This window comes from Bacillus infantis, from assembly GCF_050107595.1.
In the GTDB taxonomy this organism is placed as follows: domain Bacteria; phylum Bacillota; class Bacilli; order Bacillales; family Cytobacillaceae; genus Bacillus_AB; species Bacillus_AB infantis_C.
This window is the reverse complement of sequence record NZ_JBNILH010000003.1, coordinates 22,233-35,897: the sequence shown is the minus strand read 5'-3', so window position 1 is coordinate 35,897 and position 13,665 is coordinate 22,233. Positions and strand designations below refer to the sequence as shown.

At 39.3% G+C, this 13,665-nt stretch carries 13 protein-coding genes; 8 read left to right on the top strand and 5 right to left on the bottom strand.

The window, feature by feature from the left end; all coding sequences use genetic code 11:
• Window positions 1–12 precede the first annotated feature (12 nt).
• From ACQCVH_RS06695 to ACQCVH_RS06685, 3 genes are all read right to left on the bottom strand, one after another.
• Window positions 13–177, bottom strand: a complete 165-nt coding sequence (locus ACQCVH_RS06695) for a hypothetical protein (RefSeq protein ID WP_426834988.1) — start codon at window positions 175–177, stop codon at window positions 13–15.
• Between the two features lie 494 nt (window positions 178–671).
• Window positions 672–1,613 carry a tyrosine-type recombinase/integrase gene (locus ACQCVH_RS06690; protein ID WP_426834987.1) on the bottom strand — a complete coding sequence of 314 codons (942 nt, stop codon included), beginning with the start codon at window positions 1,611–1,613 and terminating at the stop codon, window positions 672–674.
• A 23-nt stretch (window positions 1,614–1,636) separates the two neighbouring features.
• Window positions 1,637–2,473, bottom strand: a complete 837-nt coding sequence (locus ACQCVH_RS06685) for a helix-turn-helix domain-containing protein (RefSeq protein WP_426834986.1) — start codon at window positions 2,471–2,473, stop codon at window positions 1,637–1,639.
• A gap of 116 nt (window positions 2,474–2,589) precedes the next feature.
• Here ACQCVH_RS06685 and ACQCVH_RS06680 point away from each other — a divergent pair, with 116 nt between their 5' ends.
• From ACQCVH_RS06680 to ACQCVH_RS06670, 3 genes are all read left to right on the top strand, one after another.
• A complete protein-coding gene (locus ACQCVH_RS06680) occupies window positions 2,590–5,190 on the top strand; it encodes a hypothetical protein (RefSeq protein ID WP_426834985.1) in 2,601 nt (866 codons plus the stop codon).
• A gap of 1,042 nt (window positions 5,191–6,232) precedes the next feature.
• Window positions 6,233–6,565: a hypothetical protein gene (locus tag ACQCVH_RS06675; RefSeq protein ID WP_426834984.1), complete on the top strand. Its 333-nt coding sequence runs from the start codon at window positions 6,233–6,235 to the stop codon at window positions 6,563–6,565.
• 399 nt (window positions 6,566–6,964) lie between these two features.
• Entirely contained in the window at window positions 6,965–7,135 is a 171-nt protein-coding gene (locus ACQCVH_RS06670; RefSeq protein WP_426834983.1) for a hypothetical protein, read from the top strand.
• Window positions 7,136–7,416: 281 nt separating this feature from the next.
• On the opposite strand, the gene ACQCVH_RS06665 is transcribed toward ACQCVH_RS06670, so the two are convergent.
• Window positions 7,417–7,575 carry a hypothetical protein gene (locus ACQCVH_RS06665; RefSeq protein ID WP_426834982.1) on the bottom strand — a complete coding sequence of 53 codons (159 nt, stop codon included), beginning with the start codon at window positions 7,573–7,575 and terminating at the stop codon, window positions 7,417–7,419.
• Between the two features lie 23 nt (window positions 7,576–7,598).
• On the opposite strand from ACQCVH_RS06665, the gene ACQCVH_RS06660 reads away from it, so the two are divergent.
• The 5 genes from ACQCVH_RS06660 to ACQCVH_RS06640 all read left to right on the top strand — a co-directional run bounded on the left by ACQCVH_RS06660 (window position 7,599) and on the right by ACQCVH_RS06640 (window position 12,131).
• Window positions 7,599–7,751: a hypothetical protein gene (locus ACQCVH_RS06660; protein WP_426834981.1), complete on the top strand. Its 153-nt coding sequence runs from the start codon at window positions 7,599–7,601 to the stop codon at window positions 7,749–7,751.
• Window positions 7,752–8,672: 921 nt separating this feature from the next.
• On the top strand, window positions 8,673–9,281 hold the full coding sequence (locus tag ACQCVH_RS06655) for a LamG domain-containing protein (RefSeq protein WP_426834980.1): 609 nt from the start codon (window positions 8,673–8,675) through the stop codon (window positions 9,279–9,281).
• 765 nt (window positions 9,282–10,046) lie between these two features.
• Complete coding sequence (locus tag ACQCVH_RS06650) at window positions 10,047–10,736, top strand: hypothetical protein (RefSeq protein WP_426834979.1); 690 nt, start codon at window positions 10,047–10,049, stop codon at window positions 10,734–10,736.
• Between the two features lie 323 nt (window positions 10,737–11,059).
• A complete protein-coding gene (locus ACQCVH_RS06645) occupies window positions 11,060–11,686 on the top strand; it encodes a VanZ family protein (RefSeq protein ID WP_426834978.1) in 627 nt (208 codons plus the stop codon).
• Between the two features lie 49 nt (window positions 11,687–11,735).
• Window positions 11,736–12,131: a hypothetical protein gene (locus ACQCVH_RS06640; protein ID WP_426834977.1), complete on the top strand. Its 396-nt coding sequence runs from the start codon at window positions 11,736–11,738 to the stop codon at window positions 12,129–12,131.
• A 40-nt stretch (window positions 12,132–12,171) separates the two neighbouring features.
• On the opposite strand, the gene ACQCVH_RS06635 is transcribed toward ACQCVH_RS06640, so the two are convergent.
• Window positions 12,172–13,626, bottom strand: coding sequence for an S-layer homology domain-containing protein (locus tag ACQCVH_RS06635; RefSeq protein ID WP_426834976.1), 1,455 nt, complete (start codon window positions 13,624–13,626; stop codon window positions 12,172–12,174).
• Window positions 13,627–13,665: the final 39 nt, after the last annotated feature.

The window sequence follows — 13,665 nt, the reverse complement described above, 5'->3', positions numbered from 1 at the left end:
TTAGAGGACGGGTTACCGTCCTCTTTCTTTAGGTTGTTTCTTCTCTGATTCAAAGACTTTTCTCTCCAACTTTTCTTTTATTGCTTCATCCAAACAATACCTATATAAGAAATCAATTTGTTCTTCATCAGGTAAGTTCAGAAAGCGAACAACCCATTCATTCTCTTCTTTAAGCATTTAACCACCTCTGTTCGCCATTATTGACAAAAATATTCATTTTTTATACAAAAAGGGTTTTAAAAAAATGAGAAGTTGACTATAATGAACTTCTCATTTTTTTTCAATAGTTAGTTCCATATAAAAATTAGTTTTTGTTATTGAAATGCATTACAGTTTTTGATTTTATTAAGGGATATTTCTATGAAATGCTTTACAAAAAAAGCCAGATAAGGGAGTTTGAAATTTGAAGGGGATGTCAATAATAGAAATGTAATACATTACATCAAATTAAAAAAAGAGCCTTGAACTGGTATCAAGACTCTAAAAATAAAAATTCTTCATTAGATTTACTTTCGGTGATCTTAACAATGTAATTAAGCAATAACTCATTTTCAAGCTCAATATGCATTTGATCTTGATCACTTTTTTTAAGTATGATAAGGGTTTGCGATTTAGGGTCAACTACAATGTCTTGTTTTCTAAGTAGGAGCAGCTCCTCCAAAGGATAATGATTAATTATCAATTGGATTAACAAAGTTTTTGCTACTTGATTCCACATGGTTAAATCCAAGTTGGTTTATGGATGGTCGTAAGTTCTCAACATTTAGCCGTTGGTACCTTGCAGTTGACCTTAAGTCTGTATGGCCTAATATTGATGAAACGAATTTCTGATCTACTCCTTTTAATGTTAGGTGAGTTGCGGTACAGTGCCGAATAACGTGTGGAGTAACTCTTTTGGTTATTCCAGCTAGTTTACTTATCTTCCTAAGATTGTTTCTTACATCGGAAGGACTTATGGGTTTGTTTAAGAACTTAGGTGAATTAAATAGATACTTTTGCTGCAAGTGTTTGGTTTCCAACATATACTCGTTAAGGATATGATATAGATTTTGATTTAAAGGTAAATACAGGTCCTTTCCATTTTTGACTTTTTCAAAATAGATTCTCCTGTTTCTAAGATCCACATGCTCTCTTTTAATAATTCTGACAGGTGTTAAACGGCTGCCGGTATAGTACAGCAGACTAAATAAAGCATAATAAAAAGAACTAGTATCTTTAGTAGTCTGGAGTAAGATATTCATCTCCTGATCATCTAATACATCCGGTAATGGAGAATACATTTTAGGATGTTTTATGCGAGCAGCCACATCAATATTAAAATTTTGCTCGTAAACTAGAAACTTAAAAAAGGACTTTAGTGTTGATAAGTTTCGTCCAATAGAGGTTTGCTTTAGTCCTTTATCTCTCAACATATTCAAATAATCAATTAGGTCCTCCTTTTCAATATGTTCTGTTAGTATGCTTCCTTTATATTCTCTGTAGATAAACTCTCTAAATTTTTTTAAATCTTTCGTGTAACCGTTAATCGTTTCCTTGGAATAATTAAGTCGTTCCAGGTATTTAATAAATTTCTTAGTGTAAATAGGTAAGTCAAAGTGGTTTACGTTAAGCAAGTTTCCACCTCTTTTCCAAGTTGTTAAGATGCAGAGTTAGTATTAATTTGCACTGAATCAGTTTGCATTTGTGACTGTATTAACCAACTTAGCTGAACATCATACACATCAATTGAGTTTAGATTTAGCTCCATAGTTGATAAATGTCTAAATTTATCAAAACACGACATGGAGGGAGAAAACCAAAGATATTCAATCACCTTTTGTTTAGATGTCAAATGAGGAATTAATTCTTCTTTTGTATAGCTAACATGGTGATGATCTATCCACTCCTCGAAAGATTTTACTTGACTAAAGTTAGATGCCAAGAGGGTTAATTTCATCAATCTGCTATCGTGTTCAATGGCAAAATAGATTGGTTGTCCCAAGTGAATACATCCTTTGGTCTTCACTATTGGGTCATCAGTGACTACATTAATGGCATAACAGTTTATCCAATTGGAACGAATTTTAAGGACTTCCTGTTTTATCTCCCTGAATTCATATTGTTTTAATAAATTGAGTAACCTTTCGTTAATATTGTCTAGAAAAGATTCGACAATGGATTTACAGGAATCTTCCTCAATAATTGTTAAAACATCAACTAAGTTCTGAATATGCTCAGGTAATACTGAGCTTACAGCTTGAACAGAAGTATTCATAGGGTAACTCATCTCCTCTTCCTTTAATTTGAGGAACTCATCATGAGATACCTGAAAATAATCTGCAAGTTTCCCAATTGTCTCCCCAGAAGGACTTCTCTCGCCCCTTTCAATAAAACTAATGTACTGTGAACTAATCCCTACTTGCTCTGCTAAATCTGATTGAGTTAGATTGTGTGTCTCCCTCAATACCTTGATTTTGTTCCCAAGTGGATTCATACTTTCCCTCCTTGTAAAATAAAATAACTAATCGTTTTACATCTTTGACACAAATAAGGTTGTTTAATCAGTAGATAGTTAATAATTGAAGTAGAACTGAAGAGATGTTTTCAAAAATGAGGATAAAAAAAACAACTTTCGGGGCAAAGGCGATTAACGCTACAACTGTAGAAGTTAAGATGGCTTCTGAAGTTTCTGCTGACGTTAAAGCTGCTGACTTCACTATCGACGGCCTGACAGTTTCTAACGCTGCCGTTAAGCAAACTGACAAATCCACAGTAGTTCTTACAACTTCTACTCAAGAAGCTAAAGAATATACTCTTAAAATCAAAGGCGAAACAGCTGGCAAATTCACTGGCGTTTCTGCAGTAGTTCCTAGCAAAGTTGAGCTTGTATCTAAATCAGTACAAGGTAAACTTGGCCAAGAAGTAACTGTAAAAGCTCAAGTGACTGTTGCTGACGGTCAATCTAAAGCTGGTATCCCTGTTACTTTCAACGTACCTGGTGATAACGGAACTCTTAAAGATACACTAACTAAAGAAGTAATGACTGATGAAAACGGTGTTGCTACTTACACTTACACTCGTTATGCTTCGACTACTGACACAGTAACTGCATATGCTACTGGAGATCGCTCTAAGTTCTCTAACGGTTATGTATTCTGGGGTGTAAACCAGATCCTTACTGTTGAAGAAGTAACTACTGAAGATGTAATTAATAACGGTTCAAACAAAACTTATAAAGTTAAGTTGACCAACCCAGTTACTGGAAATGCAGATGCTAATAAAACACTTAACGTCTCTTTATGGGAAAATATCAATGTTTCTCCTGATAAAGTAAAAGACGCTACTGTAAACGGTGTTGCAGTTAAGCAATTGAGCAATGGATCTGTTACTACAGCTGCACAAATTACTACTGACTCAAAAGGTGAAGCTACTTTCACTGTTTCTGGTAGAAATACAGAAGTAACTCCAATTGTTTTCGAAGCTAATAATACTGCTACTGCTAAAGACTATAGCTATTCTGCTTCTGACCTTCAGGCAACTGGCTCTAAAGTCACTTTCTCTGCAGTTCAAGCAGACTACACTATCGAGTTAACTCGTGATGGTGACCAAGACGCTGCTATCGGTGAAAGAAATGGCCGTAAGTACAACGTTGTTGTGAAATCAAAAGATGGTAAGGTTGCAGCAAACGAAGTAGTTAATGTAGCGTTCAATGAAGATTTGGATCGCGTAATTTCTACTAATACTAGCGCTCGATTTGTTGAAGTCTTAGCAGATGGTTCACAACGCTACTTCACTGGTTCAAAAGCTAAACAAATCAGTGTTAAAACTAACTCTAAAGGTGAAGCTTCATTTGTAGTTTCAAGTGAAGTTCTAAATGACTACGCTACTCCAGTAGCCTGGATCGATGTTAACTCACCAAACGCTGTTAATGGTACACTTGATGAGGGTGAACCAAAAACAGTTGCAGCTATTAGCTACTTCGAAGCAGAAGAATTAGAGGGTGCTAAGTTAGCTACTTATAACGAAGCTGGTGAAAAAACTACTGATATCGATGGTGATGAGTCAGCTTCATTCAGATTGGCTCTTACAAACCAAAGTGGTAAGTCTTATTCAGGAAGCTATACTATCAAGTCAGCTTCTTGGACAGTAACTAACACTGGAGCTAACCCTGTTGTAGTTAATGGTCAGACTATCTCACCTAACCGAAGCTATACTACATCTCAAACTTCTAATCTAGTAGTAGATTCAATTGATGGTAAAACTACTTCTGTAAAAGTTGTTGCAACTGGTGTTGCTGTAGCAGGTGGAGAAGAGTTTGCTTTCACTGCAACGGAATCAACTGCTAAATTCACAAATGTTAATGATGTAGCAGACTTCTATACTGGAACAATTGAATTAATTGATCTAAATAATGAAGAAATTTACTTTGACGGTAAGGCAAACCCAGTTGACTATAGCGATGCTACATTCACTGGTGTAAGTGGAAAGAGCATCACTAAAGAAGGTTTTGAACAACTTCTTGCTAATGATACTTATTCTGCCACTTACCAAAAAGATAAAGATGGCAAAGTATCTATCGATCTAGTGCAAGTTCTTAATTCAACAGATACTCCTGCATTGGCGGACTTCTCTAACTTGAACTCAGCTATTAATAATGCGGAGTCACTCTATAACAATGCAGTAGTAGGAACAGATGAGGGTGAATATCCACAAGCTGCTAAAGATGCATTAGGTACTGCTATTACTAATGCAAATGCTGTAGCAGACGATTTAACTTCTACTCAAGCACAGATTAATACTGCAGTAACTAACTTAAATTCAGCTATCAGCACATTTGAAGCTGCTGAAGTAGTTGTTCGCCCAACTGCTGCTGCTACAAATCCTGTTGCTTGGGCTACAAATGCAACTGCTGGTGATAATACACTTGCACAAAATGATTCATTTGTACTAACTTTCAGTGAAGCACTTGCTACAGGTGCAACTGAAGCGGTAGAAAACGCTGTTGAAACTGCTTTAGCTAAACCAGACGGTTCTATTGCTGTAACAACAACTGACAATAAGTCATTCACTGTACAATATATTGGTGGTACAAGTGTGGACATCACTGGTGGAGCAGATGTAACTTTAGCTGCTAACGCAGTTAAGGATCTGGATAACAACGGTAACGAAGTTATTACTTTCACAGTTGTTGATGCACCAGTTACTCCTTAATAAAAATAAACGAAACGTTACTTCATAAATTCATAACTGAATGAAAGAAGTGAAACAAAGACCTCATGTTAGTGCTTAATAGGCTCTGCATGAGGTCTTGTTTTAACTGTCACTTCCAATAAATGGGTGAAACTCCCACTCTTGTAAACAGTCCATCTACAAGTGCCTAATCCTCCTGCATCCAGTGAGGCTCTAACCAGCCAAAGGGGTGAAGTCAGGTGAAGTCGTACTCGCAGGGCGAGGCGGGGCTCCATAAAAGGTGGCTATGGCTAGGAGACGAATCCATGTTGAGGCAGGGTGAGGTAGTGGATGCTAAGAATTGCTAGGAGTTTGGCATTCACCCATGGGCAGGAAATCGCTTATAGGCGATCAGTACAATTGACTGTTAAACTGGTCGTTCTCATTCCTGGATAGTGGAAGCCTAAGGTCATTAAAAAGAGGGATGGAAGTGATGGAACGTTTGAAGTCTTGCCGGAAGAGGCGGGTTGGCGCCTAAGAGGCCGGCAGGATGGCGGCGGGTTCGTAGTAGTGAAGATCATTTGCCGTTTGCATCTCCATGGCAACATGGGGAGAGGGTAAAACGGATGGGAGCGAAGGAACCCAGTCAGTAGTAGATTCTTAGACTTATTTCCCCAAAATAAGTATATAAGCTATATAACTTGATAAAACATCATATGCGAGACTAGACACAGGAAACACTAGAGCCAGTGAGTAGTATCTTACTGGCTCTTTTTGTGCCAATCTTTTATTAGTGTTTTTTAAGAGTAAATATCATAACTATTGACGGATCGCCGTGTGCGATGAAAGTCGCCCGCACGGTGAAGGCTCGTTATAAAACTGAGGTATAGAGAAAGTATAAGACGAGAATAGCAAACCAGTTGAACCAACATTTGTTGTATCAACTATTGATTTTAAGAATGGTGAAATCGGAATAGAAGGTCAATTTGATGATGGTGATCAAATTATAATAGGATTTAATAATGAAATAGACCCCACATCAGTACATTCTTCACTCATAAAAGGTGGGGAAATTTTAGTTCCTGTGAATGACTTTTGGCTTTATGCAGATGAAAGTGAAGATATTCTAGAATTCCGAGGGATCAATTCGAGTTCCTATAACGTAGGAACATTTAATGTTGTTGGTGATGTTATTGGAGGATATGGCGCGGATGGTACTATTAGCAAAATATCACTAGATTCAACAGGTAAGATACTTACATTAACATTTACTAATATTCTTAATGATCCATATGCAGATGCTACTGAGAGTACTTACATTGAATTCGAACCAAGCTCATTAATTAAGGACTTAAATGGAGTGTCTATTGACAATAGTGTAAAAGTAAGAGAAGCAAATGGGAATAAACATTATTAATATCTCTTTTTACCTCACCTTTAAGGTGGGGTTTTCTTTTTTACAATATATTAATACTCGGAACATACTGTCGATAATATAATGGGGGAATAAGTTTTAATCATCTAAACTGACGGATCGCCGTGTGCGATGAAAGTCGCCCGCACGGTGAAGGCTCGTTATAAAACTGAGATAGATAGAGAGAAAGTATAAGACGAGAAAAGCATAACACCAATTCAATCAATAACCTTTTCAGGAGATGAGCCTGAGTCGGGATCTTATGGAGTTTTTTCTGTAAATGGAGGCCCTTTACATTTTAGTGCGAACGCAATTAGTGTAAGTGCTGGAGACCTAGTACCGAATAGCCCGATAGAAAATAACCTTTCCGTATATAAGTCAAATCCGAGTACGAGCTTTACGGTGGTCCATCCGATTCCAAGTGTATTTTTAATATATGGTTTTGGAGCTAGTGTGGACGATACGATTACTGTAAACTTAAATCACTTTCAAGATGAGAATGGAACGGTATTATCAGGAATTTTAGAAATTAAATATGATGGAGCAGAATGGGTACCAAGAGTAGTAGAATAATGTTACTCTTCTCTATCTATTATTATATTTGATTAGAAATAAATTAGGCTAGCATAGAAACTAATCACGTAATAACCAACTAGTCAAAAATATATTATTTATATGAAGCAACACCATAAGCCCTAATTCCGTAGAGGAGTTAGGGCTATTTGTATTTAGGAGGAATAACATGACGAATGCAGTAAAGTAAATGCAAGAAGTACAAAAAGAAGTGAGGAACAAACCGGCTAAGCGAGTAAATATTGTCAGCCTGGAGCTAGTGAAAGAGTCCAGTCTGTTAGTTATACAAGGAAAGTCACATCTGGTCTCCAGAGGACGGATACAAGCTGATGAAGTACTTCCTGGATGACTTGTGTCGGGAAGCTTTCATCGTGATCAGCCTGGACACCAAGAACCAGCACTGTCCATGAACGTCTGACATGTAGGCAGCCTGAATGCAAGCATAGTCCATCCTAGGGAGGTAATGAAGAGTGCTATCCTGTCTAATTCTACCTCCATCATGATTGGGCATGAAGTAAACTTTAGCATAAAAACTTTTGATAATAATATCAGATACTATAGGGCGACCTATAATGTTTCTACAGGTAAATGGGTGTTAGACCCTATGCTTATTTAATGTTTTGCCACATCTCTTTGGTGGGGTTTTTCTTAGAAAAATATTAGTGAAAATATATTTAACTTTCCTATGATACTACCGATAATATTATGGGGAAATAGTTTAAAAATCTAAGCTGACGGATCGCCGTGTGCGATGAAAGTCGCCTGCAGGGTGAAGGCTCGTTATAAAACTGAAATAGATAGAAGTATAAGACGAGAATAGCGGTTCACCAAGTAATCCAGCACCAAGTGCTCAATTACCAAAGTATGGAGTGTTCCAAGTTAACGACAGTACTGCAACAAGATCAATAGTCGAAAACCGTGTGAAAGATGCTATACCGAGTTGGCATTATACTTATCCAGAGTTTGCAAATTTGGATACAATAAACTTTGTCACTTGGACTGATTACCCGGGCTCAATTCCAGCTGCAGAACTAGATCCAGATAGTCCTATCCCGGGTGCGCACAAGAAGATTGACTATAATTTCGATGTAAATGCTACTATGACGGATGGAACGACAAAAACTATACCAGTTATAGCAACAATTGAATTTGAGTGATGCTTTAGTACCTCACCTTTTGGTGAGGTTTTTTTGTACCCAATTCGGCAATCAGAATTGACAGTAGACTTATATCTTATTAAAGGAAATAAAGGATAATAGTAAATACAGAATTTATACGAGTATGATTCCAGAAAGCCACTAGGTTTAACTGCAGAAAACGCCAAGTAGTTATATAGTGAAAACTCTAATAATAAGTTTAAGTAATTTTTGATAAATGTTACCGAACTGTTATAAAATAGTATAGGGGAATAGTTCTAAAAACTAAACTGACGGATCGCCGTGTGCGATGAAAGTCGCCTGCACGGTGAAGGCTCACTGAAAGCTTATTGGTATAAGGTGAGAATAGCATTGAATTACAAAAACAGCTGCAGCTGCATATGAATTTTGATAGCGATTACACGGATAGTTCTGCTAACCATATTCTTACTACCCAACAGGGGAATGTATCTTATGAACAAGGTAGAGTAGGCAGTGCAATAACCTTCGGAGGGCATACTAATCCAGGCAGTATAACCGTTCCTTTTCATGAGGATTTTCAATTCGAAAACGAAATGACCGTATCTTATTGGGTTAAGATAAATGACCCTAGGGGATATGATGGCAATGGGGCGCTGGTTTCTGAGGGGATACACAATGTTTTGCATGGCCAGAGAACGAATACTCAAATCTTTACCGAATACGATAGGGTCTCTTTTTATTTCAACTCAGCCGCTGGCGGTCTGCATACCCCGGAGATAAAAGAAGGGGAATGGTACCTTGTAACAAGTGTTGTTTCGAAACAATCGGTATCCACCTTTATTAATGGTGAATTAGCTGGAAGCAGAGCACTAGCTTCACCTGTTAATCTATCAACAACGCAGGGGTTCAGAATTGGAAGGCAGACCGACAACTGGTATCCGTTGAATGGCTCGCTGGATGATCTTCGTATTTATAATCGTGCTCTGAATGAAGCCGAGGTAAGAGCACTGTATGAACTGGGAGAATAATTGCCGTATATGGCTTCTTATTCTCATAATCTCTGAAACAAAAGATAAATCAATTCTATATTACAAATGTGATTAGCTAACTATAGTCCTTACTCCTTCCTTGGAGTACGGGCTTTTTCTTTTAGAGAAGATTATGAAGAAGTAATCTGCAAAAAAGGTGAATATCGTCAGCCTGAAGCTGCTGAAGGAATCTAGTCTGCTATTCAAGGAGAGGCACATCCGGACACCAGAGAATGGATACAGGCAATGATGAAGAACTTTCTAGATGACCTGGATCATACCCATGTAGGGGGAGGACTATTCCGGCTGGCTGATGGAGAAGGTTTATGGTGAAAGGGGAAGCTTGAAAGTGAGAAAATTGTAGTAGAAGCAGCATTCTCATTGGTCCTGATTGAGTGAAAGGTAAAATTTAAATTGATCGCTGAAAGCTTTCTGATTTTTGTCGAAAAGTTTGCCATGACATTAAAACTAATATCCCTTAATCTAAAATTGGGGAAATAAGTTATTTGAAAACTGCTGACGGATCGCCGTGTGCGATGAAAGTCGCCTGCACGGTGAAGGCTCATGCGAAAGCTAGAAAAACTAGTATAAGCTGAGAATAGCGAGATAATTACTAAAGCGTTTATTAGTGCTTCCAGAGAGAATTATGAAGGCTATATTACCGAAGCAAGCCAGTCTTCCATCAGGGTTACAATAGAAGGCCCTAAATCTGGCATAATAAAGGCTGCTTTAAAAGATCAATCAGGAAAAACAGTAACGCATACTTTGGCAGCAGATCCTTCTGGCGTTACAGTAGGACAACTTAGTATTGTAGGTGTTGATTTTTCAGAAGGGGAGGTTCTGGTTTCAGCGAATGTAACGGATGCAAGTGGCAGGACATCAGCAGAGTTTAACGGGAGTACAGCAATTTTAGATGTAACCTTGCCTGAGGTGGTGTCTATTATCGCAGGTACGGCAGGAGTGGGCGCAGCAGGTTTGGATACTGCGGGAGATGCAGTACTTTTCCACTCAAGAGAACCAATCATTTTTACAGATTTTGTAGGTCCTATGAAGAAAATAACAAACCCGGAGCCGGATTCTGCTGATGGTTTTGGGGAGACCTCAGCATTAATTGAAGCTTTAAATAGGGATTTGCCTTTTAATTCTCAAAATGATGGTTCGGGCCAAATTGGTACATGGGGATTAGACTCCAGTACTGCAGGTGCCGACTTAAGCATAACTGAAGGTATGGATAGCGGGTGGTATGCTCTATTCCTTACCTATGGCAATATAGGGAATTCTGGTTTTAATTCCAATATTCTTAGTGGATTCTATCAGTATCTTATTCCTCATTCAAACCCGGTTTCTGTAGCCATTACTGACCGGGCGGGGAACAAGCTGAGCGTAAGTAAGGGTGAATCTCCTGTTGCGGTAGACTACGATCATATCAGAGATGTGGATGTTACAGATTGGTAAATGAGTAATACTGTTTTAACTGATTAATAAAAAATAGATTTCAGGGAGCTCTGAGCTTCCTGTTTTTAATTTCCCTAGATAACTTTCAGGAGTTAATCTGTTGGTGGGTTTTTACAGCCACTTTTGTTCCAGCTCCATAGGTTTCTAAGAAAAAGCTATCGGGTGAATGAAAGGTGGTACACATATGCAAACCATTTTGGGGAAAAAAGAAAAAATATAGTTTTATTTATGGAGAAATGGCTGCTCATTTAGACAGGACTTCTTCGCTGTTTTGTTGAAATGTAAGCTGAGTAAAAAAGACATTGCTTAAAGGAGCTGCTTATATGCTGCCCTATTTTAAAAATGCCCTGAATGACATGATCCATTTTCGGCCGCCTTATGTGATGGCCATTTTCGGCCCTCCTTTTCTTATCATGGCTATGATGCTCGTTTGGAAAAATAAACAGGATCCGGTGTTGAAAATAATCTGGAAAATGGCGCTGCTGTTTTTTTCATTCATCTATTTGATGGGTGTTTCTCTGGTTACAAGAGTAGCTGACATTCCTTTTTCCGTCTATGAGAGGGTGACAGAAAACCGGGCTGTCTTTTCTTTCGCAGAAGAGGAGGTGCAGCTGATTCCTTTTCGTTCGATTTTCCATATCCTGAGCTATTATGGTATGGGGGTCAACATAGTAGGAAATATATTGCTTCTGCTGCCTTTGGGTTTTCTGCTGCCGGTATGGTTCGGGAAGCTGCAGGGAGTGTATCGGACAGGCTTTGCCGTTATGCTTTTTTCAGCTGGAATTGAATTTTTGCAGATTATCTTTGGAGTTGGAGTCGGGAGTGTTGATGATGTGATTTTGAACACACTCGGAGGACTGATTGGATATGGTTTATTTAGGCTTGCGGCGAATGTAAGGAATCAGCGCCATTTGAGGAATAAGAAAGGGACGGCCAGGGGTATCTATTAATTCGCTGGATGTGTTATATGTACAATAGATTTAAAGGAGGCAGGTTTTAATGCGAGAAATAGAAGTCAATTATATGGCTCTTCCAGACATCAAGGATGGTGTGGCCAGTTTTTACAATTCATATAGGGATACTAAGTGTGCTGAGCCGGCTAAGGATTATGCTTCCGGCAGATGCCATGTAACCTGGGATGAGCTTGATTCCCTTGCTCTGCAGGCGGGTTTCATCACACGTGAGCAGTTTAGGGAAGTTCATGGGGAGCATTCCTTGAATGAATACGGCTATCAGTTATCCATGGCAGTGGGGAAGGTCTTATTGCGGGAAGGGATTTGTTTGGAGATCAATGGTGAAAAGGTTCGTTTCCGCTGTAAGGAAGACAGATTTTGTTTATGGCCGAAGAGCAGGCGTGAGTTTCTTGTTTTGGATTATCATATTCAGTCTTTCTAAATGGAAATCAGGCCAGGTGGATATGGCCTGATTTTCTATATTACCAATTATCCTGTTTAATAACAGTGTGTACAAGGACAGAAATGATGGGCCCCGATTTATCGACCGAAATCTCCATTCCCTGGGTGACTCCTTTTTCCTTGGCTGACCTCGGAAAATCAATGTAGGCAATTCCATCTGTTAATCCTTCAATCTGAAAAATTCCCGGTTTATTTGTTTGTGTCACTCTTGCCACTTTTTCCTGTTCGGGAGACCGGTACTTAAATTCGCTGAAGTCTCCTTTCTTTTTGCTTAAGTCCACAGTCACCTGGGGTCTTTCCTCTATCGAATATATCTGCATATAAAAATCGCCGGGCCCCGCTTCTGCTCTCATAGCAAAGCGGGCTTTGCTGCCGTCTTCATATTCAATTGATGCGATGTATTCACCAGGTTCGGCAATCAGGATGGAAACGAGAAGATGCTCTTTTGATTCATCAATAATCTGATATTTCATCTGATCCTCAATCAATCGCCCATCTAAGGCGGACAGGGATATCTGTTTGATGTCCCCTCTTTTTACTGTCAGGCGTTCCTCTGTCGGGGAAATGTCATCCGTTTCTTCCAGGATTGCTTTCAGCTGCCCATTTTCCTTTTTAACATGAACATAGTATTTCTGGAATGCCCTGTCACCGTCTTTCTTTTTGCCATAGACAGACAGCTTCTGTGTTCCTTCCTTCATCGGGAAAATGAGGACTTTGTTTGAATCTGTCATAGCGAAGATGATTTCTTCCTCAGCTTCTCCGTCGCGGACATTACCGTGATAATCATTCACACTTGTGAAGGAGGACCATCCCATTTCCTCTGCCTCTAATACGGCAGCTCTGGAAACTGCCTTTTCTGCGCCTGTAATCAGCACGGCTGCCTGTGCCCTGGATATCGGGTTATTCGGGCTGAAGCTGGTTCGTGAAGTTCCGGAGACAATGCCCAATTTATAAAGGGTGGATATAGCATAGCGGTGGCCGATGTCTAAATTGTACACATCTTCAAAAGGAATATTAATGGTCATGTAGATAGGAGTACTCATATTAAAAGTTTTGATCAGCACTGAAGCCATCTGTGCCCTGGTGATTATGTCATAAGGCCCAAAGCGTCCGTCCCCATAGCCGGAGAAAATCCCTTTCTCTGCTGCTGCTGCAATCGCCCCGTAGCTCCAAACGGCAGGGGACACGTCCTTGAAGCCGGGATTTTTCACATTCCGGGTATCCAGGTTCAGCAGCTTTGCTACGATAGCAGCAGCCTGGCCGCGGGTGATGCTATTGCCCGGCTTGAATGTGCCATCCGAATAGCCGCCGATGATGCCGCGTTCGGCCAGCTGGTAGACAGCGCTGGCATAAGGCTTGCTGCGGGGCACATCGGAAAAAGCGGGAGATGCGGCATCAGCTTTCAGAGGCTGCGGCAGCAGGCTCAAACAAAGGGCGAGAGTCAATAATAGACATGTCATTACTTTTCTGTTCATATAAGAAGCCAGCTCCTTTATAAATGAGTGGAAAAACAC

Bases quoted from the DNA above. Each gene is read 5' to 3' on its own strand.
- ACQCVH_RS06685 (WP_426834986.1), bottom strand. From the start codon at position 2,473: ATGAATCCACTTGGGAACAAAATCAAGGTATTGAGGGAGACACACAAT.
- ACQCVH_RS06695 (WP_426834988.1), bottom strand. From the start codon at position 177: ATGCTTAAAGAAGAGAATGAATGGGTTGTTCGCTTTCTGAACTTACCT.
- ACQCVH_RS06635 (WP_426834976.1), bottom strand. From the start codon at position 13,626: ATGAACAGAAAAGTAATGACATGTCTATTATTGACTCTCGCCCTTTGT.
- ACQCVH_RS06680 (WP_426834985.1), top strand. From the start codon at position 2,590: ATGAGGATAAAAAAAACAACTTTCGGGGCAAAGGCGATTAACGCTACA.
- ACQCVH_RS06655 (WP_426834980.1), top strand. From the start codon at position 8,673: ATGAATTTTGATAGCGATTACACGGATAGTTCTGCTAACCATATTCTT.
- ACQCVH_RS06640 (WP_426834977.1), top strand. From the start codon at position 11,736: ATGCGAGAAATAGAAGTCAATTATATGGCTCTTCCAGACATCAAGGAT.
- ACQCVH_RS06660 (WP_426834981.1), top strand. From the start codon at position 7,599: ATGAAGAGTGCTATCCTGTCTAATTCTACCTCCATCATGATTGGGCAT.
- ACQCVH_RS06645 (WP_426834978.1), top strand. From the start codon at position 11,060: ATGCTGCCCTATTTTAAAAATGCCCTGAATGACATGATCCATTTTCGG.